18 protein-coding genes are annotated in these 20,309 nt (G+C 70.2%); 10 read left to right on the top strand and 8 right to left on the bottom strand.

Going from position 1 to position 20,309, the window contains the following annotated elements; translation table 11 throughout:
• Positions 1–312: 312 nt before the first annotated feature.
• Positions 313–1,734, top strand: coding sequence for a M20/M25/M40 family metallo-hydrolase (locus ACGFMK_RS09060; RefSeq protein WP_392759853.1), 1,422 nt, complete (start codon positions 313–315; stop codon positions 1,732–1,734).
• Between the two features lie 36 nt (positions 1,735–1,770).
• Here the strand turns inward: ACGFMK_RS09060 and ACGFMK_RS09055 are convergent, their stop codons facing one another.
• The 3 genes from ACGFMK_RS09055 to ACGFMK_RS09045 are packed head-to-tail and all read right to left on the bottom strand — an operon-like array spanning position 1,771 to position 5,229.
• A complete protein-coding gene (locus ACGFMK_RS09055; RefSeq protein WP_392759851.1) occupies positions 1,771–2,613 on the bottom strand; it encodes a transglutaminase domain-containing protein in 843 nt (280 codons plus the stop codon).
• Entirely contained in the window at positions 2,610–3,557 is a 948-nt protein-coding gene (locus tag ACGFMK_RS09050) for an alpha-E domain-containing protein (protein ID WP_323324985.1), read from the bottom strand. The genes ACGFMK_RS09055 and ACGFMK_RS09050 overlap by 4 nt, the downstream gene beginning before the upstream one ends.
• 13 nt (positions 3,558–3,570) lie before the next feature.
• Positions 3,571–5,229, bottom strand: a complete 1,659-nt coding sequence (locus tag ACGFMK_RS09045; protein WP_392759850.1) for a circularly permuted type 2 ATP-grasp protein — start codon at positions 5,227–5,229, stop codon at positions 3,571–3,573.
• Between the two features lie 148 nt (positions 5,230–5,377).
• Between ACGFMK_RS09045 and ACGFMK_RS09040 the strand changes: the two genes are divergently transcribed.
• From ACGFMK_RS09040 to ACGFMK_RS09020, 5 genes are all read left to right on the top strand, one after another.
• On the top strand, positions 5,378–6,313 hold the full coding sequence (locus tag ACGFMK_RS09040) for an ABC transporter substrate-binding protein (protein WP_392759848.1): 936 nt from the start codon (positions 5,378–5,380) through the stop codon (positions 6,311–6,313).
• Between the two features lie 17 nt (positions 6,314–6,330).
• Positions 6,331–7,290: an amino acid ABC transporter permease gene (locus tag ACGFMK_RS09035; protein ID WP_392759846.1), complete on the top strand. Its 960-nt coding sequence runs from the start codon at positions 6,331–6,333 to the stop codon at positions 7,288–7,290.
• Positions 7,287–8,060, top strand: a complete 774-nt coding sequence (locus ACGFMK_RS09030; protein ID WP_392759845.1) for an amino acid ABC transporter ATP-binding protein — start codon at positions 7,287–7,289, stop codon at positions 8,058–8,060. The genes ACGFMK_RS09035 and ACGFMK_RS09030 overlap by 4 nt, the downstream gene beginning before the upstream one ends.
• An 82-nt stretch (positions 8,061–8,142) precedes the next feature.
• On the top strand, positions 8,143–10,458 hold the full coding sequence (locus tag ACGFMK_RS09025; protein ID WP_392759843.1) for an oxidoreductase: 2,316 nt from the start codon (positions 8,143–8,145) through the stop codon (positions 10,456–10,458).
• Between the two features lie 338 nt (positions 10,459–10,796).
• A complete protein-coding gene (locus ACGFMK_RS09020; protein ID WP_392760107.1) occupies positions 10,797–11,276 on the top strand; it encodes an SRPBCC family protein in 480 nt (159 codons plus the stop codon).
• Here ACGFMK_RS09020 and ACGFMK_RS09015 read toward each other — a convergent pair.
• The gene (locus ACGFMK_RS09015; RefSeq protein ID WP_392759841.1) at positions 11,266–11,841 is read right to left on the bottom strand and encodes a hypothetical protein; all 576 of its coding nucleotides are present in this window, start codon (positions 11,839–11,841) and stop codon (positions 11,266–11,268) included. The two genes, ACGFMK_RS09020 and ACGFMK_RS09015, sit on opposite strands and share 11 nt — an antisense overlap.
• Positions 11,842–12,018: 177 nt before the next feature.
• Here ACGFMK_RS09015 and ACGFMK_RS09010 point away from each other — a divergent pair, with 177 nt between their 5' ends.
• From ACGFMK_RS09010 to ACGFMK_RS09000, 3 genes are read left to right on the top strand one after another with little or no spacing between them, the layout of a single operon-like run.
• Positions 12,019–13,836 (top strand): NHL domain-containing thioredoxin family protein, encoded by a 1,818-nt coding sequence (locus tag ACGFMK_RS09010; RefSeq protein WP_392760106.1) that lies wholly within the window; start codon positions 12,019–12,021, stop codon positions 13,834–13,836.
• Position 13,837: 1 nt separating this feature from the next.
• On the top strand, positions 13,838–14,170 hold the full coding sequence (locus ACGFMK_RS09005; RefSeq protein ID WP_392759839.1) for a GroES family chaperonin: 333 nt from the start codon (positions 13,838–13,840) through the stop codon (positions 14,168–14,170).
• 35 nt (positions 14,171–14,205) lie between these two features.
• The gene (locus tag ACGFMK_RS09000) at positions 14,206–16,392 is read left to right on the top strand and encodes a VanW family protein (protein ID WP_392760105.1); all 2,187 of its coding nucleotides are present in this window, start codon (positions 14,206–14,208) and stop codon (positions 16,390–16,392) included.
• Positions 16,393–16,396: 4 nt separating this feature from the next.
• Here ACGFMK_RS09000 and ACGFMK_RS08995 read toward each other — a convergent pair whose 3' ends face one another.
• Both ACGFMK_RS08995 and ACGFMK_RS08990 read right to left on the bottom strand, forming a co-directional pair.
• Positions 16,397–17,161: a leucine-rich repeat domain-containing protein gene (locus tag ACGFMK_RS08995; protein WP_392759837.1), complete on the bottom strand. Its 765-nt coding sequence runs from the start codon at positions 17,159–17,161 to the stop codon at positions 16,397–16,399.
• Entirely contained in the window at positions 17,158–18,000 is an 843-nt protein-coding gene (locus tag ACGFMK_RS08990; RefSeq protein ID WP_392759835.1) for a helix-turn-helix transcriptional regulator, read from the bottom strand. Before ACGFMK_RS08990 ends, ACGFMK_RS08995 begins: the two co-directional genes overlap by 4 nt.
• Before the next feature lie 113 nt (positions 18,001–18,113).
• On the opposite strand from ACGFMK_RS08990, the gene ACGFMK_RS08985 reads away from it, so the two are divergent.
• Complete coding sequence (locus ACGFMK_RS08985; RefSeq protein WP_392759833.1) at positions 18,114–19,520, top strand: MFS transporter; 1,407 nt, start codon at positions 18,114–18,116, stop codon at positions 19,518–19,520.
• On the opposite strand, the gene ACGFMK_RS08980 is transcribed toward ACGFMK_RS08985, so the two are convergent.
• Together ACGFMK_RS08980 and ACGFMK_RS08975 are read right to left on the bottom strand one after the other, a co-directional pair.
• On the bottom strand, positions 19,510–19,803 hold the full coding sequence (locus ACGFMK_RS08980; protein ID WP_392759831.1) for a GlsB/YeaQ/YmgE family stress response membrane protein: 294 nt from the start codon (positions 19,801–19,803) through the stop codon (positions 19,510–19,512). The genes ACGFMK_RS08985 and ACGFMK_RS08980 overlap by 11 nt on opposite strands.
• A 147-nt stretch (positions 19,804–19,950) precedes the next feature.
• On the bottom strand, positions 19,951–20,226 hold the full coding sequence (locus ACGFMK_RS08975; RefSeq protein WP_392759829.1) for a GlsB/YeaQ/YmgE family stress response membrane protein: 276 nt from the start codon (positions 20,224–20,226) through the stop codon (positions 19,951–19,953).
• Positions 20,227–20,309: the final 83 nt, after the last annotated feature.

The raw sequence follows: 20,309 nt of genomic DNA, 5'->3' as shown, positions 1-20,309 counted from the left end.
CCGGCGGCGACCAGCGTTTCGGGTCTCCGAAGCGCTCGGTCACCGTCGGCGTTGACGGTTCACGCCGTCATCCTGGCACGAAGGCCCACGTCTTGGTCAGCCACGGTTGCTGATTTGTTGCTGAGAAACGGGCTCTGAACAGGCAAAACGCTAGGAAGCCCGAGCATTGGACCTACGAGAGTAGGTCGTCGGTCCGCGCGTTCACCAGGTGCGCTCGGGTGGCTGTGTACCTGTGCGTGCGCGCGCCGGTGCGCCCCGGAGGCGACCTTGTGATGTGCCGCACGCCGGGACCCCCGTGGCACGATGGTCGTCGTGGAGCCGAAAACCGTGCGTGAATCCGTCGTGTCCGGCTGGACCGACGACGTCATCCCGAGCCTGTCCGGACTGGTGGCCATCCCCGCCCTGTCCCCGGCCTTCGACGCCGAATGGGCGAAGACCGGGCACCTGGCCGCCGCCGTCGAGCACGTCCGCGAGTGGATCGCCGCGCGCGACCTGCCCGGCGCGACGCTCGACGTCGTCGAACTGCCGGACCGGACGCCCTTGCTCCTCGTCGACGTCCCGGCGACCCCGGGCGCGGCGGACAAGGGCACCGTCCTGATGTACGGCCACCTCGACAAGCAGCCCCCGGTGGGCGGCTGGTCCGACGGCCTCGACCCGTGGACCCCGGTGATCCGCGACGGCCGGCTGTACGGCCGCGGCTCCGTCGACGACGGCTACTCCGGCTACGCGGCGACGACGTCCATCGAGGCCGTGCACGCCGCCGGCGGTGAGCACGCGCGCATCGTCGTGCTGCTGGAGACCGGTGAGGAGTCCGGCAGCCCGGACCTGCCCGCCTACGTCGAGCACCTGGCCGACCGGATCGGCGAGGTCTCGCTGGTCGTCTGCCTCGACGCCGGCGGCAGCGACTACGAGCGGTTGTGGCTGGTCACGAGCCTGCGCGGGATGCTGCACCTGGATGTCACCGTCCAGCTGCTGGGCTCGGCGCAGCACTCCGGCGTCGCTTCGGGCGTCGTCGCGAGCTCGTTCCGCGTGCTGCGGAGCCTGATCGAACGCCTCGAGGACAGCGCCACCGGTGAACTGCTGCTCGACGAGCTGAAGGTCGAGGTCCCGGCCGACCGGCTGGCCGAGCTGGAGGCCGTCTCGAAGGACTTCCCGGAGGCGCTGTCGAAGGCGTTCCCGCTGGTCGAGGGCGGTCGCGTGATCACTGAGGACGCGCTGGAGCTGATGCTCAACAACGCGTGGCGCCCGACGCTGTCGGTCATCGGAGCCGACGGCTTCCCGAAGCCGGCCGACGCGGGCAACGTCCTGCGCGAGAGCACGACGTTGACCCTGAGCTTCCGCCTCCCGCCGACCGTCGACGCCGCAAAGGCGCTCGAAGCCGTGAAGCGCACCCTGACCACGGACGTCCCGTACGGCGCGAAGGTGACCTTCGGCGAAAACACGCAGTCGGAGGACGGCTGGAACGCGCCGGCCGAAGCCCCGTGGCTGACGGCGGCCCTGCAGACGGTCAGCGACGGCGTCTTCGGCCAGCCCCACCGCGCGACCGGCATGGGCGGCTCGATCCCGTTCATGGGCCTGCTCTCGCGCAAGTACCCGGAGGCGCAGTTCCTGGTCACGGGCGCCTGCGGCTCGGATTCAAACATCCACGTGCCGGACGAGTGGCTGCACCTGGAGTACGCGCAGCAGGTCACCGAGGCCGTCGCGCACATCCTGGACGCCCACGCCCGCGGCTGACGCCGGTAGCGGCGCGCCTCCCGGGAGGCGCGCCGCTCAGGCCAGCCGGGTCAGGTGGACGGACACGTCCAAAGTGGACTGCCCGCCGCCCGTGAAGATGCCCTTCAGCGGCGCCACGTCCGCGTAGTCGCGGCCGTACGCCACCCACACGTGCCGGGGGCCCACCGGGATCGCGTTGGTCGGGTCGTACGCCCACCAGCCGCCCGTCCAGACGTCGACCCAGGCGTGGGACTCGCCCGCGACGACCTCGCCCAGCTTCGCGTCCTTCTTCGTGTGCAGGTAGCCCGACACGTACCGGGCTGGGACGCCGATCGCGCGCAGCATCACCAGCGTGACGTGCGCGAAGTCCTGGCAGACACCCTCGCGCGCCTGCCACGCGTCGGTCGCCGTCGAGTGGACGCCCGTTGTGCCCGGCTGGTACTTCAGCTGCTTGTTCACCCACTCGCACACCGCCAGCACCGCGTCCGCCGGGTCGAGGCCGGTCCGCAGGGAACGGGCCTCGCGCGCCAGCTCGACGTCGCGCGGGGTGTAGTCGGTCGGGGACAGGTACTCCGTGCGGTGGTCGATCACCGTCTCGCTGCGCAGGTCGCGCCAGGTCGCGACACGGATCGGCTCGGCCTCGTCCGCCGTCTCGACCACCGACGTCGCCAGCACCGTGAACTCCGTGTGCGGCGCGTGGAGGTCGAACGACGTGACCACCGTGCCCCAGTAGTCGGTGTAGCGGTACGCGCGGGTCGCGGGTGTCGTCTCGATGCGCGTCGCCACCGTCGTCTGACGGCGGTCCGAGCGCGGGGTCAGCCGCGCTTCGTTGTACGACTGCGTCGCCGGCGTCGCGTACCGGTACCCCGTCCGGTGGGCCACCCGAAGCTGCCAGGTCACAGCGAAACCTCCGCACCGCTCCACGCCACCCACGGCGACGTGCTGAAGTACTGCATCGACACGGATTCGCCGATCTCCTTGATCGACGTCTGCAGCGTCCCGAGCCGTCGTGGCAGGTCGGTCAGCAGGTCCGACGGGCGCAGGAACTCCAGCTCGCTGCGGGCCCGGCCGAGTTCGCGCAGCGCCTCGGACTTCTCGTTGTTGCGCGCCGCGCCGCCGGGGTCGAGCCGCTGCAGGCACTCCTCCGCCTGCCGCAGCGCGTGGAACACCGAGCGCGGGAACAGCGTGTCCCGCAACAGGAACTGCACGACCCGGCCGGCGTCGAGCGCGCCGCGGTAGGTGCGCAGGTAGGTGTCCTGCGCGCCGGCCGAGCGGAGCACCGTGATCCAGCCCGGGGACGACGCGCGGTCCGAAACCCGCGACAGCAGCAGCCGCACCACCATGTCGGCACGTTCGATCGAGCGGCCGAGCACCATGAACAGCCAGCCGTCGTCGCGGCTCATCGTCGAGTCGGCGAGCCCGGCGAACATCGCCGCGCGCTCTTCGACGAACGACAGAAACGCGTGCGGCCCGGCGCGCCGGGCGTAGCGCTGGCGGTCCGGCACCGCGTTCCACGTCGCGTTCAGGCACTCCCACAGCTCGGTCGAGACGACCTCCCGGGCGCCGCGCGTGTTCTCGCGGGCCGAGTTGATCGAGCCGACGATCGACGCCGGGTTGTCCTTCGCGTACGCCACCAGCTCGGTCAGCTTCCAGACGTCGAGGGACTCGGTGCCCTCCGACTCGATGCCCAGCACCGCCAGGAGCTGGCGGCTCGCGTGGTCCGGGTCGACGCTCGCGTCTTCCAGCAGCTGGTGGACCGAGACGTTGAGGATGCGGGAGGTGTCGTCGGCGCGTTCGACGTACCGGCCGATCCAGTACAGCGACTCCGCGTTGCGTGCCAGCATTGCGAAACCTCCCCTAGCTCTGCTGTTGCTGCTGCTGTTGCTGGGTGGCGGACAGCTCGGGTCCCTGCTCCGCGACCAATCCGTCCACAGTGGACACACTGCCGAGCGCAGGCTGCTCCAGCTCCCGCTCCGCCGTGGACGCCCGCGACGCCAGCACCCAGGTGTCCTTCGAGCCGCCGCCCTGCGACGAGTTGACGACCAGGCTGCCCTCCGGCAGCGCCACCCGGGTCAGCCCGCCGGGCAGCACGAAGATGTCCTTGCCGTCGTTGACCGCGAACGGGCGGAGGTCGACGTGCCGCGGCGCCAGCCGGTCCTCCACCTTGGACGGCACGGTCGACAGCTGCACCACCGGCTGCGCGATCCAGCCGCGCCGGTTCGCCCGCACCTTCCGGCGCAGCACGTCCAGCTCCTTCTTGGTGGCTTCGGGCCCGAAGACGATGCCGTACCCGCCGGAGCCTTCGACCGGCTTGACGACCAGCTCGTCGAGGTGCGCCATCACGTGGTCGAACTCGTCCGGCAGCCAGCAGCGGAACGTGTCCACATTGGGCAGCAGCGGCTTCTCGCCGAGGTAGTACTTCACCATCTCCGGCACGTAGGTGTAGACGAGCTTGTCGTCCCCGACGCCGTTGCCGATGGCGTTCGCGACGACGACGTTGCCCGCGCGCGCCGCGTTGAGCACGCCGGCGACACCGAGCACCGAGTCCGGCCGGTAGTGCACCGGGTCGAGGAACTCGTCGTCGATCCGCCGGTAGATGACGTCGACCTGGCGCTCGCCCTCGGTCGTGCGCAGGTAGACGACGTTGTCACGGCAGAACATGTCGCGGCCTTCGACGAGTTCGACACCCATCAGCCGGGCCAGCAGCGAGTGCTCGAAGTAAGCCGAGTTGTAGACGCCGGGGGTGAGCACCACGACCATCGGGTCGGCGACGTTCGCCGCGGCCGCCGCGCGCAGGGCCCGCAGCAGGTGTGACGCGTAGTCGCCGACCGGGCGCACCCGGTGCTGGGCGAACAGGTCGGGGAAGACCCGCGCCATCGTCCGCCGGTTTTCCATCACGTACGACACCCCGGACGGATTGCGGAGGTTGTCCTCCAATACCCGGAACGTGCCCTCCTCGTCACGCACCAGGTCCACACCGGACACGTGGATGCGCACGCCGTTCGGCGGGTTGATGCCGAACGCCTCCCGCTGGAAGTGCTCGCACGACGTGATCAGCCGGCGCGGGAACACGCCGTCACGCAGGATCTGGCGGTCGCCGTAGATGTCGGCGAGGAACGCCTCGAGCGCGCGGACCCGCTGCGCCACCCCGCGTTCGAGCTTCGACCACTCGGCCGCCTGGATCACCCGCGGCACCAGGTCCAGCGGGAACGGCCGCTCTTGCCCGGACAGGGAGAACGTGATGCCCTGGTCGACCATCGCCCGGTCCAGCGCGAGCGAGCGCGAGTTCAGGTCGTGCGCGTCGAGCGCCGCGATCGACTCGTACAGCGCCCGGTACGGGCCGCGGACCGTGCCGTCGGCCGCGAACATCTCGTCGTAGGCCCCGGCGTGCGGTCGTTCCGGGGACAGGTACCCGTCGAACCGGGCTCCCGGCCGGCTGATCCGGCGGGTCGTCGCCTTCCGCGCGCGTCGACCGGAGGGGGGCAGCCGGGGCGGGATAGCGTTCATGAACGACATCCTCACCTACGTGCCCACCAACGCGCGACACTCCCACGCAGGTGGGCGCGGTGCGAAACGTCGCTGTAACTCGACAGTGCTGTGCTTTGGTATGGATGAGTGGCAATATGCGTGCTCTCACGAACTGAGAACTACGAGGAGTGACGACGTGGCCCGAGGACCCCAACTCAAGGCGCTCGCCCTGTTGCCGGCATTCGCCCTGGTCGGACTGACCATGGCCTGTGGCGCGGGTGGTAGCGGTGCCGGCGACGTCGGCTCGAGCAGTGCCGCTCCGGCGGGCACTGGTTCGGGTGACGTGGGCACGGTCGCGAAGGACGACGCGCTCGCCGCGATGGTGCCCGCCGACGTCAAGGCCGACGGCAAGATCCTCGTCGGCCAGGACCAGAGCTACCCGCCGAACGAGTTCCAGGACAACGGCAAGGCGACGGGCTTCGACGTCGACCTCGGCACCGCCATCGGCCAGGTGCTCGGCGTGCAGGTGGAGTTCCAGAACTCTTCGTTCGACGGCATCATCCCCGGCCTCGGCGCCAAGAAGTACGAGATGGGGATCTCGTCGTTCAGCATCAACGCGGACCGGCTGCAGTCCGTCGACATGATCTCCTACTTCAGCGCCGGCACGTCCCTGGCCGTGTTGAAGGGCAACCCGGACGGCCTGAAGGTCGACGACCTCTGCGGCAAGAAGATCGCCGTGCAGAAGGGCACCACGCAGGTCGAGGACCTCGACAAGAAGAACGCCGCCTGCACCGGGGGCGGCAAGCCCGCCATCGAGGTCACGCAGCTGCAGGCCCAGACCGACGTCAACCTGGCGCTCACCGCCAAGCGCGTGCAGGGCGAGCTGGCCGACTCCCCGGTCATCGACTACGCGGTCAAGCAGACCAACGGCCAGCTCGAGTCGGTCGGCGCGCCGTACGACACGGCGCCCTACGGCATCGTGCTGCCGAAGAACAGCGGTGACTACGGAAAGGCCGTCCAGGGCGCGATCCAGAAGCTCATCGACAGCGGCGCCTACAAGAAGATCATGGACAAGTGGGGCCTGAACGCCGCCGGTGCGGTCACCAAGTCGGAGATCAACCCGGCCAGCTGAGATAGGACTTAGTTCGCGTGTCCAGTTCCTCCGAGGCGCCCCCGACCGGGGCGCCGATCGACGCCGAGCCGATCAGGGCCGTCCCGGTGCGCCACTACGGGCGCTGGGTGGCCGGCGTGATCATCCTGTTCGTGGCGTTCATCGTGATCCGCAGCGTGATCACGAACGACGCGCTGCAGTGGCCGGTCGTCGGGGATTACCTCTTCGACGACCGGATCCTGCGCGGCCTGCAGAACACGTTGATCCTGACGGTGATCTCGATGCTGATCGGGATCGTCGGCGGGATCCTGCTGGCCGTCATGCGCCTTTCGCCCAACCCGCTGACGTCGGGCGCCGCGGCGCTCTACATCTGGCTGTTCCGCGGAACTCCGCTGATCACGCAGCTGATCATCTGGAACTTCCTGGCGCTGGCCTATCCGCGGCTCGGCCTCGGGATCCCGTTCGGCCCCGAGTTCGTCAGCTGGGACACCAACCAGCTGATCACGCAGTTCACCGCGTCGCTGCTCGGTCTGGGGCTCAACGAAGCCGCGTACATGGCGGAGATCGTGCGAGGCGGCATCCAGTCGGTCGACGACGGCCAGCTGGAAGCGGCGGGAGCGCTCGGCATGAGCCGCACGAGGACGTTGCGGCGGATCATCCTCCCGCAGGCCATGCGGGTGATCATCCCGCCGACCGGCAACGAGACGATCTCCATGCTGAAGACGACGGCACTGGTCGTCGTCATCGGGTACTACGAACTGATGGTCGCGGTGCAGACCATCTACGCGCAGAACTACAAGACCGTGCCCCTGCTGCTCACCGCCGGCGCCTGGTACCTGTTCATGACGTCGGTGCTGACGCTGATCCAGATCCAGATCGAGAAGCGGTTCTCGCGCGGTACTTCGCGCGGTGAGGCGAACAAGACCAAGTGGGCGGGCCGGATGCTGGGCTTCCGGTTCGGCTCCGGCGCCAGGGGCGGAGGGGAGAAGGCACGATGACTCCGGTCGTTTCCGCGCAGAAGATCTGCAAGAGCTTCGGCACCGTCGACGTCCTCAAGGGCATCGACCTCGAGGTGCAGGAGCGCGAGGTGCTCTGCCTGATCGGGCCGTCCGGCTCGGGCAAGTCGACGCTGCTGCGCTGCATCAACCACCTCGAGAAGATCGACGCCGGCCGGCTCTACGTCGACGGCGTGCTCGTCGGCTACAAGCAGCGTGGCGACAAGCTGCACGAGCTGCGCGAGAAGGAGGTCGCGTTCCAGCGCAAGGACATCGGCATGGTGTTCCAGCGGTTCAACCTCTTCCCGCACATGACCGCGCTGGAAAACGTGATGGAGGCGCCGATCCAGGTGCGTCGCGAGCCGAAGTCCCAGGTGCGGCAACGCGCTCTGGAGCTGCTGGACCGCGTCGGCCTCGGCGACAAGGCGAAGACTTATCCGGGGCAGCTGTCCGGCGGGCAGCAGCAGCGCGTCGCGATCGCCCGGGCGCTCGCGATGAAGCCGAAGCTGATGCTGTTCGACGAACCGACGTCCGCGCTGGACCCGGAGCTCGTCGGCGACGTCCTCGGCGTGATGAAGCAGCTCGCCAAGGACGGCATGACCATGGTCGTCGTCACGCACGAGATGCAGTTCGCGCGTGAAGTGGCGGACAAGGTCCTGTTCATGGACGGCGGGGTCGTCGTCGAAGAGGGCCCGCCCGACCAGGTCATCGGGGACCCACGCGAGGAGCGGACCAAGTCGTTCCTCGCGCGCGTGCTCAATCCCAACGCCTGAGGCAGCGCGGCGGAAACGGTGTTCCGGCACCGTTTCCGCCGCGTTTTCGCTACCGTGATGGCGGGGTGAGGGGAGATCCGCCATGTCGACCGAAAGCGCGCTGCCGCCGTTGGACCCCTTCGCCGGGATCCCCGACAAGCGCTACGAGGTCAGGGCCTCCGAGCTGCTGAAACCGGGCAACGCCGGCCTGCTGCGGTGGCGGCGCCAGGCCACGAACGCGCCGATCGTCTACGTCGAGGACGCCTACATCACCGGCACGCTGGACCTGCGGGCCGCGGACCTGAAGTACCTGTTCCGGTTCGAGCGCTGCCGGTTCGAGCAGCCGCCGGACGTGCGTGAGGCGAACCTGCTCGGCCTGGTCTTCCGCAAGTGCTGGCTGCCCGGGCTCAAGGCCCGCAACATGCGCAGCCGCAACGACGTCCGGCTGATCCGCTGCGTCGTGCAGGTCGACCGCGACGACCGCGAGATCGAGGAGACGACCGTCCAGCGCGGCGACGACCGCGAGCGCGGCATGCCGAACGCCGCCGTCAACCTGACGGACGCGGTCATCGAAGGCTCGATGGTGCTGACCCGCACCGTGATCTCGCACCCGCACGGCAAGGCGATCCAGGCCGACCGGCTGGTGCTCACCGGCGCGCTGCTGGCGTACCGGATGGTCGCGAACGGCGAAGTCCGGCTCCCGGGCCTGCGCACCGGCGGTAACGTCAACTTCTCCGGTGCCACGCTCAACAACCCGGACGGCTTCGCGCTCAACGGCAACGGCATCCACATCGGCGGCAGCCTGCTGTGCGAGGTCGACAACTACGGCCCGGCCAGCCAGCGGAAACGCTTCTCCGCCACCGGGATCATGTACCTGCCGAGCGCCACGGTGGACAGCGACATCATCATGCGCGAGGCGAAGCTGACGGTGTCCCAGCAGGGTCCGATCGCCGTCGACGCGTGGAAGTCGAACGACCCGTACCTCGACCCGCGCCCGGCACTGGTGGCCGACCGGCTGAGCGTCGACGGCAACCTGGAGCTGTCCGACGGCCTGCAGGCGCTGGGCACGTTGCGGATGGTCAACGCGCGGATCGGCGGCTCGCTGCGGCTGGCCGGCGCCGAGGTCAGCGTCGTGCGCGGCACGACCCCGCCGTACTACGACCGGGCGCTGCACCTGGACGGCACCGAGATCGGCGGCGACATCGAGGCGACCAGCCTGCGCGTGCCGGCCGGGCAGCTGCGGCTGGCCGACGTCACCGTCGGCGGCAACTTCCTGGCCTGGAACTCGATGTTCCGCCACCCCGGCCGGGACGTGTTCTCCGCGCGGCGGTCGAAGATCGCCGGCAACTTCCAGCTCACCGACGCCACGATCCACGGCACGCTGCGGCTGCAGGGCGTCGAGGTCGGCGGCAGCATCAACCTCGCCGGCACCCGGCTGACGGACCCGGGACACCGCGCGACCAGCAGTTTCTCCCTCGACGTCCGCACCGGCCGGATCGGCCGCGACCTCCTGCTGCGTGACGACAACAGCCGCGCGTTCGTCGCCGAGGGCGGCATCAACCTGGACGGCGCCCAGGTTGCCCGGCGGGTGGAGATCCGCGGCGCGCAGCTCGGCTCGTTCCCGCCGTTCAACGTCGCCCTCGACGCCGGCGACGTCGCGGCCGACGAGTTCACGTTCACGCCGAGCACCCCGCCCGTCGGCCGGGTGGTGCTGCGCCGGGCGCACTGCGGAACGCTGACGGACAACGAAGCGTTCTGGGCCGCGACCGAGGGCATCGAGCTGGAGGACTTCCGGTACGACGCGTTGAAGGAGGGCATCCGCCTCGACGACGACAAGGCCCTGGACCACCGCATCGAGCTGCTGCGCAAGGCCATGCGCGGTTATCGCCCGGGCCCGTACGACCAGCTGGCGCACATGCTCCGCGCGGCGGGTAACGAGGAGCACGCGTCGACGGTGGCACTGCGCAAGCAGCAGTTCCGCTACGAGGCGCTGGCCCGCGGCTTCAAGTTCTTCGGTCCCGGCGTCCGGTTGTGGAGCTGGCTCCAGCGTTCGATGGTCGGTTACGGCTACCGCCCGGTGCGCGCGCTGGGCTGGCTGTTCACGCTGCTGGTGCTGGGCAGCCTGTGGTTCGGCCTGGGCTCGGACGACTGCGTGAACTGGGCTCCGACGGACCAGGCCCACCAGATCATCGCCAACGGGCCCAGGTGCGTGGTGAACCAGCAGGACACGGGCCTGCAGTGGAACCCGGTGATCTACACGGCGGACCTGCTGGTGCCGATCGTCGACTTCGGCAACAAGTCCCGCTGGTACATGCACGGAGCGGACAACTGGGTAGCGGCGGGCTTCACGGCGTCCGGCTGGATCCTGGCGACGACGGTGGCCGCGGGTGTGAGCCGGATGCTGCGCCGGGAGAGCTGATCTCTGCCGGCTTATCGAGCTTTCTAGCGCAAATCCGATACAGCCCTAGAAACCCCAAGCAAGTCCCGCTCAGGCCGCCAAAGCCCTTCGCCCAGGCCCGCCAAGGTCCCGATCAAGCCCGCCATATGGCCGCCGGGGCCCATCCCGGCCCCAACCAAGCCCCCGCCCTCTCCGGGGGGCGTCCCCAAGTCCAGTCTATCGGCGGCCACTGACAACCCTGGCCGATCGGCGGTTGAGGGGCCGAGTTGTCCACATCGCCCGAACGGCATCCACAGGCGCTTCACCTGACCGCGGTTTCTGGCATACCCTCGGTATGCCAACTCGACGTGGAGGTCACCGTGAGCGAACCCGACGCCAGCGGCCGGATCGAGGTCAGCGCGGCTCCAAAAGCCGTGTACGACCTGGTCAGCGATCTGGGCAAGCTGGCCGACCTCGCCGAGGAGTACGCCGGCCACCGATGGGTCGGGCAACCGCGCGGAGCCGTCGTGGGGGCCCGGTTCCGCGGGCGCAACCGGCGGGGCCTCAGGCGTTGGAGCACCTTGTCCACCATCACGGACGCTGACCCAGGGCGACGGTTCGGCTTCGAGGTCACCTCGATCGGACTGCCCGTCGCGCGGTGGCAGTACGACTTCGAACCCGTCGCTGACGGCTGCGTGGTCGTCGAAAGCATGTGGGAGCGGCGGCCGGCGTGGTTCCGGGTGCCGTCGTCGACGGTCACCGGGGTCTGGAACCGGCGGGAGGCCAACACCGCCAACATCGCCGCCACGCTCGCGCGGCTGAAAACCGCCGTCGAAGCTGGTCGAGAAGCTAGTCGATGAAGCGGGACCAGAAGGGTATGTAGCGCGGACCGTCCGGCGGGGCGGTGCTGATGCCGCCGGTCGCGAACTCGCGGTTCAGATAATCTCGCAGGTCGGAGCCGTAGACGATGATGTCCGTCTGGTACACCGACAGCACCGGGTAACCGGACGTGCCGGCGAGACCGGGCAGGTAGCGGTGGCCGCAGACCGGCACCAGTTGCGGGACGTCGGCCAGGCGTTGCCGGGCTTCGCGGACGGCGTCCTCCGGGCCGACCGGGCGCGTGCCCCAGTCGGGTAGCCAGAAGCCGTTGTGCTCGACGTCGTACAGCACGCCGTCCACCGGCCATGCCAAACGTTTGCGCAGCTGCTCGGGGTTGCCGCAGCGCCAGTCCGGCCAGCGGTCGCCGATCGGGACGCCCGCGGCGAGGAACGTGCGGTGGTCCGCGGCGAAGCGGAAGCCGAACCGGTGCTCGACGTCGTCGAGCTCGGCCTCGCTCAGCCCGGGACGCACCGGTTCCCGGAGGTTTTCCTGCAGGTGGCGTGCCTCCTCCGGCGAGAGGGCACCGGCCGGCTGGACGGGTGTCATACCTGGAGAGCGTAAGTGGCGCCCGACCCCGCCGCGCGTTCTTTTCCGCCGCCTTGACGCCTGGCCAGGGGTGACCCCGGCCGGGTGAGTTTGTTCTCTCATCGGCTGGACTCCGGAACAGAGCGTGAGCGCGTGTAGTTCACTCTTGCCGTGACCTCTCCCCGACCGCAGGCCCGCGTGCGCGCTCCCGAGCTGCGCGGCGACGTCTGGCTGAACACCGGCGGCCGCCCGATCACCCTCGCCGAACTGCGCGGCCGCGTCGTGCTGCTGGACTTCTGGACCAGCGGCTGCGTCAACTGCCTGCACGTCCTCGACGAGCTGCGTCCGCTCGAAGCCGAGTTCGCGGACGTGCTGGTCACGATCGGCGTCCACTCCCCGAAGTTCCTGCACGAGGGTGAGCGCGCCTCCATCGAGGCCGCGGTCCGCCGGTACGAGGTGCACCACCCGGTCGTCAACGACCCGAAGATGGAACTGTGGTCGCAGTACGCGGTCCGCGCGTGGCCGACGCTGGCGGTCATCGATCCCGAGGGCTACGTCGTGCACGTCGCCGCAGGTGAAGGGCATGAAGAGGCGCTACGCCGCGTCATCGCCGACCTCGTGAAGAAGCACGAGGGGAAGGGGACGCTCCGCCGTGGCGGCAGCCCGTACGTGCCGGTCGAGGAGCAGCAGAGCGAGCTGCGGTTCCCGAGCAAGGCCGTCGCCACCGCCGAGGGCCGCATCCTCGTCGCCGACACCGGGCACCACTCGGTCGTCGAGTTCGCGTCGGACGGCGAGACCGTCATCCGCCGCTTCGGCAGCGGGGAGCGCGGCGGGCAGGACGGGCCGTTCGACATCGCCACCTTCACCGAGCCGTCCGGCATCGCGCTGCTGCCCTACGACGTCGCCGAGCGCGCCGGCTACCACGCCGTCGTCGCGGACACCGCCGGTCACCGGCTGCGCGGCCTCGACCTCATCACCGGCGAGGTGACCACGGTCGCCGGCACCGGCGCGCAGTGGCGCAACGGGCCGGACGCCGGCAAGGGTGTCGAGGTCGACCTGACGAGCCCGTGGGACGTCACCTGGTGGGGCCCGGCCGGTGGGGTCGTCGTGGCGATGGCCGGCAACCACACGCTGAGCGTGTTCGACCCGGTGTCCGGCAGCATCCGCCGCTTCGCCGGGACGACCGTCGAGGGCTTGAAGGACGGCGACGTCAGCGAGGCGTTCTTCGCGCAGACGTCCGGCCTCGCCGCGGACGGCGACAAGCTGTGGCTCGCCGACGCCGAGACGTCCGCGCTGCGCTGGATCGAGCCCGCGGGCGACTCGTTCACCGTGCACACCGCGATCGGCATCGACCTCTTCTCGTTCGGCCACACCGACGGCCCGGCCGACAAGGCGCTGCTCCAGCACCCGCTCGGCCTCGCCGTGCTGCCCGGCGAGCGGATCGCGATCGCCGACACCTACAACGGCGCCGTCCGCCGCTTCGACTTCTTCACCCGCGAGGTGACGACGCTCGCCACCGGTCTCGCCGAGCCGCAGGGCCTGCTGCTCACCGACGGCCAGCTGCTGGTCGTCGAGTCCGCGGGCAACCGGATCGGCCCGGTGCCGAGCGGCGAACCTTCGGTGGTCACCGGTGACGCGCACGCCGTGCGCCGCCCGCCGACGGTCCTCGCGCCGGGTGAAGTCGACTTCTCGGTGGTCTTCACGGCACCGCCCGGCGAGAAGCTGGACGACCGGTTCGGCCCGTCGACGCGGCTCGAGATCAGCGCGTCGCCGCCGGAACTGCTGGCGGACGGCGTCGGTACCGGGACCGACCTGACCCGCAAGCTCCGGTTCGCGCCGGGGGTGACCGAGGGTGTGCTTCAGGTGGTCGCCCAGGCCGCGAGCTGCGACGACGGTGGTGAGCACCCCGCGTGCCGGATCACCCGGCAGGACTGGGGCGTCCCGGTGAGGTTCGAGGAGGGCGGGGCGAGCGAGCTGAGCCTGGTCATGGCCGGGGAGCCGAAGGACGCCGAGTAGCATGCAGACCGTGTCCGACGGGCCGAAACTCGAGATCCAGATGCTGCACGACCGCGTGCTGGTGCGGCTGTCCCCGGAAGAGGGCGAGCGGCGCAGCAGCGGCGGCATCGTGATCCCCGCCACCGCGCAGGTCGCGCGCCGGCTCTCGTGGGGTGATGTACTGGGCATCGGGAACAGCGTGCGGAACGTCAACGTCGGCGACCGCGTGCTCTTCAACCCGGAGGACCAGCTCGAGGTCGAGATCCGCGGCGAAGGGCACCTGGTGATGCGCGAACGCGACATCCACGCCGTGGCGACCGAGCGAACCGAACACGGCACCGGGCTCTACCTCTAGGGCCCGCGGAGGGCATGGGCGTGGCAGACGACGAGGTGCGCGAGCGCGCCGAAGCGCCCACAGCGTCGAACGTCGAGCAGCCTGCCGCCGAGCAGCCTGCCGCCGAGCAGCCCGCCGCCGAAGCTGCGACGAACGGATCGGCCGGTCCGGAGTCGACGGCCGCCGGGCCCGAGGCTTCGCCGGATGCGGCGAATGAGGCCGTTGCTGCGGAGCCGACGGTGGCTGAACCCGGGCCGCCGCCGGGTGAGGAAATTGCTGCGGCTGGGGCGTTGCCGGGTGAAGCTGGTGCGGAGCCGCCCGTTCAGGCCGAAGGTGACGTTGTCGCGGCGCCGTCCGGATCCGAAGACGAGGTCGGTGCTGCCCAAGGCGTGTCGTGGCCGGACGAGCGTGCTGCTGCTGAGGCGGAGACCGCCGCCGTTGAGGAATCTGCCGTCACCACTGATCTCTTTGCCGATGATCTGCTCGGCGAGCTTCTCGAAAACCCCGCGCCTCCACCGGTACCGGAAACGCCCGCGAAGAAGCTGCGCAAGGGTGTTGCCCGGACCATGATGATCATCGGGCTCGCGCTCGGGCTCTTTGTCGTCCTCTACGCCGTCGACCTGCTCGCCAGCGCCGGTGATGTGCCGCGGGGGGTGACCGTGGCCGGGATCGACGTCGGCGGCATGACCCACGCTGAAGCGGAAGCCAAGCTGCGCCGGGAACTCGAGCCGCGGCTCACCCGGCCCGTTGTGGTGCACGGCGGAGATGTGCAGGCGGAACTCGTCCCGTCGAAGTCCGGGCTCGGGCTCGACTGGCCGAACACCCTCGGGCTAGCCGGGCACCAGCCGCTCAGTCCGATCACGCGGATCATGTCCTTCTTCAGCAGCCGCGAGGTCGGCGTCGCGACCCGGACCGATCCGCCGCAGATCAGTCAGGCCGTGCGCGAACTCGCCGACGGCAAGCTCAACCACGCGGCCACCGAAGGCGCGGTCGGGTTCATGCCGCTGCAGGGCAGCGACGGCGGCGTCACGCCCTACCCGATCCTGCCGCGCCAGGGCCAGCAGCTGACCGACCTCGACGGCGCCGTCCGGGCCGTCACCGAGCACTGGCTCGACCGGGGTGGGGTCACGCTGCCGATGGCCGTCGCGCCGGTGCGGGCGACCGCGGCCGGCGTCGAGGCCGTGTTCCGGCAGATCGTCGTGCCCGCCGTCGCCAAGCCGGTGGTCGTGCACGGCCAGGGCAAGGACGTGCCGCTCAAGCCGGACGCCATCGCCGCCTCGTTCCAGTTCGCGCCCGTCGAGGGCGGTGCCGTCGAGGTGCGGATCGACCAGGGCAAGCTGCAGGCCGCGCTCAAGGACGGCCTGGCGAGCACCGAGACCGACGGCCAGGACGCGCAGATCGTCTTCGCCGGCGACCAGCCGGCCGTGGAGCCGTCCGAGGACGCCCGGAAGATCAACTGGGAGAAGACCTTCCTCCCGCTGATCGACGTCCTCAAGAAGGCCGACGGGCGCGATCTCCCCGTCGCCTACAACGCGTCGAAGCCCAGCGTGACGACGGAGGCCGCGGGCGCGCTCGGCATCAAGGAGGTCATCGGCGAGTTCACCACCGGCGGGCTCACCGGCCCGGCGACGACGAACAACCGCACGCTGGCCGACCGCGTGTCCGGCACGATCGTCAAGCCCGGCGAGACCTTCAGCCTCGGCGGCCGCTCCGGCCCGCGCACGGCGGACAACGGTTACGTGCCGGCCCCGGCCAACGAGGACGGCACCGGCACGACCGTGGTCGGCGGCGGCGTTTCGCAGCTGGCGTCCACTTTGTACAACGCGGGGTACCTCGCCGGCCTGGCCGACGGTGGTCACCTCGAGCACGACACCTACCTCGACCGCTACCCCGTCGGCCGCGACGCCAAGGCGATCAACGCCGACGGCAGTCCCGTCGAGCTCAAGCTGACCAACGACGCGCCGACCGGCATCGCCCTGCAGGCCGTGGTGTCCGGTGACTCCGTGACGGTCCGGATCTGGGGCACCCGCCACTACCGCGTCGAGGGCGCCACCGGCGGGCAGACACCCGGCGACCCACCGCCGGTCCAGTTCGGGGGCACCACCCCGTGCCAGCCGTCGATCGGCACACCCGGCTTCAGCGTCACCGACACGCGCGTGCTCTACGACGTCACCAGCGGCGCCGAGGTCCGCCGGACGTCGCACACCGCGACCTACGGTCCGCATCCGACGATCCTGTGTTGAGTTGTCAGCGAAGGACCATGCAACCAGCCTCCTCGAACTCACGCAGCCACGACGGCTCCCGGAAGTGCTTGTTCCACCGCAGATCCAGCTTGTCCAATTCGGACAGCCGAGCCACCGACGCGGGCAGCGTTTCCAGCGCGTTCTCCCGCAGGTCCAGCTGACGCAGCTCGCTCAACGATCCGATCGACGACGGCAGCTCGCGCAGCCGGTTGCCCCGCAGGTGCAGCTCCCGCAGCGAACCGAGCGCGCCGATCGACTCCGGCAGCGCGGCCAGTTCGTTGTGGTACAGCCGGAGTTCACGCAACGCCGTCAGCCCGGACAGGTCGGGCAGCGACTCGATCCGGTTGTCCGTGCACCCGAGGTACCGCAGCTTTCCCAGGCGGCACAAGGCCGACGGGAACTTCGTGAGCCGGTTGTCGCTGAGGTACAGGTACTCCGTGAGGCCCGCCAGGTCACCCAGCTCGCCCGGCAACGACGTGAACCGGTTGTGCCCCAGGTCGAGCGTGTGCAGCAACGACAAAGCGGAGATCCCGGGCGGCAGCTCGGTCAGCCGGTTCGTGGCCAGGTTGAGCACGCGCAAGCCGACGAGACGCCACAACGTCGGTGACACCGAAGCGATCTCGTTCGAATACAGGCTCAGGTGTTCCAACGCAGGACCCAGAACCGGCACCGACGTCAACCGGTTCCGATCCAGGTCCAGCCGCGTGACGTCGTCCGGTACGGAAGGCACCGAAGTCAGCCCCTGGCCACTCAGGTCGAGCCACGTCATGAGCCCTCCCGGCGCGTCGCGGGCAGCCGGGCCCAGGTCTGCGCGTCGTCCGGGGTCGACACCTGGATGCGCAGGCCCGGCGCCTCGGACACGGCCAGCTCGGTCAGCCGGAAGTCCAGCCGCCCCGCCCGCGGGTGGTCGAACCGCCGCAGCCGCGCCTGCGGCTCCGTGACCTCGTGCCGGGCCCACAGCTCGGTGAACTCCGGGCTCAGCGCCGAGAGCCGCCGGATGTCCTCCTCCCACGCCGGGTCGCCGAGGTGCCGGGCGTACTCGGCGCGCATGCGCGCGACCATGTGCCGCACCTCCTCGTCGTAGTTCAGCAGGAAGGCCCGCGCGTTCGGCTCGGTCACGCAGCACCAGAGCAGGTTCTTGTGCAGGCACGGCAGGCTGTGCCACTCCCAGAACAGCTCCTCCTGCGCCGCGTTCGACTCGATGACGTCGTACCGGCCGTTGACCACCGTGGCGGGCAACGGATCGAGGGCGCGCAACACCTCCAGCACCGCGTCCGGCAGGACCTCGACCGTCGACGGCAGCCGCGACGGGGTCAGCTCCGCGAGCCGGTAGAGGTGCTCCCGTTCGGTGGGGTCCAGCCGCAGCGTGCGGGCCACCGCGTCGAGCACCTGGGCGCTCGCGTTGATCGGGCGGCCCTGTTCCAGCCACGTGTACCAGGTGACGCCGACCCCGGCGAGCAGCGCGACCTCTTCCCGCCGCAACCCGCTCGTGCGACGGCGCAGGCCGGGCGCCAGCCCGACCTCCTCCGGGCCGATCCGCGCCCGGCACGCCTTGAGGAACCGCCCGAGTTCCTCTCGGCGGCTCGCGTGGACCTGCGTCTGGGTCATGCGGGACATGGTGCCGGAGGGGTACGACAGTTTTGAAAACGAAGCAGGTGCTGTGAGTACCAGCATCACGGGACTCTCGGTGCTGCGCCGGAAAGAGCCGCAGGGTCAGGGGCATGACACTCACCACCCCGGCCCCGGCGGCCGTCCCGGGCCGGACCACCCGGCCGTGGTTCATGCTCGGCGTCCTGCTGCTCGGCCAGTTCATGGCGCTGCTGGACGTCACCGTCGTCAACGTCGCCATGACCGACATCCGCGCCGACCTGCACACCTCCGGCGCCGCGCTGCAGCTCGTCGTCTCCGGTTACACCGTGGGTTACGCGATGCTGCTGATCACCGGCGCCCGCCTCGGCGAACTGTTCGGGCGGCGCCGGATGTTCGTCACCGGCGTCATCGCCTTCACGGTCTTCTCGTTGTTGTGCGGCCTCGCGCCCGGCGCGGGAACGCTGGTCGTCGCCCGGATCGCTCAAGGGGCAGGCGCGGCGTTGATGATGCCGCAGGTCATCAGCGTCATCCAGGCGCAGTTCACCGGCGCCGCCCGGGCGAAGGCGCTGAGCGCGTACACCGCGGTCATCTCGGTCGCGTTCGTCGCCGGTCAGGTGGCCGGCGGCGTGCTGGTCGGCGCGGACCTGTTCGGCGAGGGCTGGCGGCCGATCTTCCTGGTGAACGTGCCGATCGGCGTGCTCGTCGCGGTGCTCGCGGCCCGGCTGGTGCCCGGCGGTGCCGCGCGGAACGGCCGCCGGCTGGACCTCGCCGGGCTCGCGATCGCCGCGCCCGCCGTGGTGCTGGTCGTGCTGCCGCTGGTGCTCGGGCACGAAACCGGTTGGCCCGCTTGGACGTTCGCTTCGATCGCCGCCGGCCTGGTGCTGGCCGGGCTGTTCGTGGTCGTGGAACGCCGGGTGCCCGATCCGCTCGTGAACCTCGAGGTGCTGCGGATCCGTGGTGTCGCCCCGGGTCTGGCCGCGTTGGCCGCGGGTGTCGCGTCCTACGGCGGGTTCCTGTTCTGCGTCGGGCTGCACCTGCAGGCCGGGCTCGGGGACTCCCCGCTCGCGGCCGGGCTCGCGACGGCGCCCGGTGGCGTGGTCTTCGGCCTGTGCGGGTTCTTCTGGAACCGGCTGCCCGCGAGGATCCACGCGGCGCTGACGCCGATCGGCTACGTCGGCTCGGCGGCGGCGTACGCCCTGCTCGCGCTGAGCCTGCACGACGGCGGCCACGGTGGCGTGCTGTTCTTCGTTGCCCTGGTGCTGTTCGGGCTCTCGATGGGCCCGGCGTTCGGCTCGCTGATGACGCAAGCGCTCACGCACGTCCCGCTCACCCGGGCGGCGGACGTCAGCGGCCTGCTGACCACGACGTTGCAGCTGGGTCAGGTCATCGGCGTGGCGACGTTCGGGAGCGTTTTCCTGACGCTCGCGGCGGGTTCGTCCGCGCACGCCATCACCACGACGATGACCTGGGCGGCCGTGCTGCTGCTGGCCGGGACCGGGTTCGCCGTGGTGCTGGCGCGCGCGTCGGTCAGGCGCTAGTGCGGCTGCCGCCCTTGATCCGCGCGTAGATCGCCGAAGCCGCGATGACGCCGACGACGGCGGCGACGATCTGGAAGATGTGCCGGATCCAGTCGATGCCGTTGGTGTCCCGGACGCCGAACACGCCGGCGAGCCAGTTGCCGATGAACGCGGCCACGATGCCGACCACGATCGTCAGCCAGATCGGGATCTTCTGGTCGCCGGGCGCGAACAACCTGCCGAGCACGCCCAGGATCAGGCCCACGATGATCGTCGAGATGATGCCCCAAAGTCCGCCGAGCACGAGTGCCTCCTTCGATAGCCCAATAAGCGCAACCGTGACACCTATTCGGACGCCCCGCCTCTCTGGACCCCCGATGGGGTGAGACACAAAAAGGCCCGGTCCGGTTCGCCCCCGACGGCGAACCGGACCGGGCCGGGATCTGGGGTGTTACCTCGATACACCGCGACGGCCGTAGGCGCCGGCGGCGATCGACACACCGATGGCCGCGAGGACGACCTGGGTGAGGATCTCCAGCCAGTCGATTCCGTCCGTGTCGGCGTAGCCGATGCCACGCGCGATCGCCGTGCCGATGAAGGCGGCGACGATACCGATCAGAATCGTCAGCCAGATCGGGATGCTCTGCTTGCCAGGTGCGACCAAGCGCCCGAGCACGCCGATGATCAGGCCGATGATGATGGCGCCGAGAACACTGGCGATAGTCATCGCTTCTCCTCTCAAGGGATCCGCGGTCCCGGTGTTCCGGGGCTCCGCGGCTCGATCGTCGGAATGCCCCGGGTGGGTGACGG

It is taken from the genome of Amycolatopsis sp. NPDC049252 (genome assembly GCF_043197175.1).
Taxonomy (GTDB): Bacteria; Actinomycetota; Actinomycetes; order Mycobacteriales; family Pseudonocardiaceae; genus Amycolatopsis.
The sequence above is the reverse complement of the archived record's forward strand: the minus strand, read 5'-3'. Positions and strand labels throughout refer to the sequence as shown.

Excerpts from the sequence above, each read along its gene's own strand:
- ACGFMK_RS08975 (WP_392759829.1), bottom strand. The coding sequence starts at position 20,226 with ATGACTATCGCCAGTGTTCTCGGCGCCATCATCATCGGCCTGATCATC.
- ACGFMK_RS09050 (WP_323324985.1), bottom strand. The coding sequence starts at position 3,557 with ATGCTGGCACGCAACGCGGAGTCGCTGTACTGGATCGGCCGGTACGTC.
- ACGFMK_RS09015 (WP_392759841.1), bottom strand. The coding sequence starts at position 11,841 with ATGACACCCGTCCAGCCGGCCGGTGCCCTCTCGCCGGAGGAGGCACGC.
- ACGFMK_RS08985 (WP_392759833.1), top strand. The coding sequence starts at position 18,114 with ATGACACTCACCACCCCGGCCCCGGCGGCCGTCCCGGGCCGGACCACC.
- ACGFMK_RS08990 (WP_392759835.1), bottom strand. The coding sequence starts at position 18,000 with ATGACCCAGACGCAGGTCCACGCGAGCCGCCGAGAGGAACTCGGGCGG.
- ACGFMK_RS09045 (WP_392759850.1), bottom strand. The coding sequence starts at position 5,229 with ATGTCGTTCATGAACGCTATCCCGCCCCGGCTGCCCCCCTCCGGTCGA.
- ACGFMK_RS09025 (WP_392759843.1), top strand. The coding sequence starts at position 8,143 with ATGTCGACCGAAAGCGCGCTGCCGCCGTTGGACCCCTTCGCCGGGATC.
- ACGFMK_RS09030 (WP_392759845.1), top strand. The coding sequence starts at position 7,287 with ATGACTCCGGTCGTTTCCGCGCAGAAGATCTGCAAGAGCTTCGGCACC.
- ACGFMK_RS08995 (WP_392759837.1), bottom strand. The coding sequence starts at position 17,161 with ATGACGTGGCTCGACCTGAGTGGCCAGGGGCTGACTTCGGTGCCTTCC.
- ACGFMK_RS09005 (WP_392759839.1), top strand. The coding sequence starts at position 13,838 with ATGCAGACCGTGTCCGACGGGCCGAAACTCGAGATCCAGATGCTGCAC.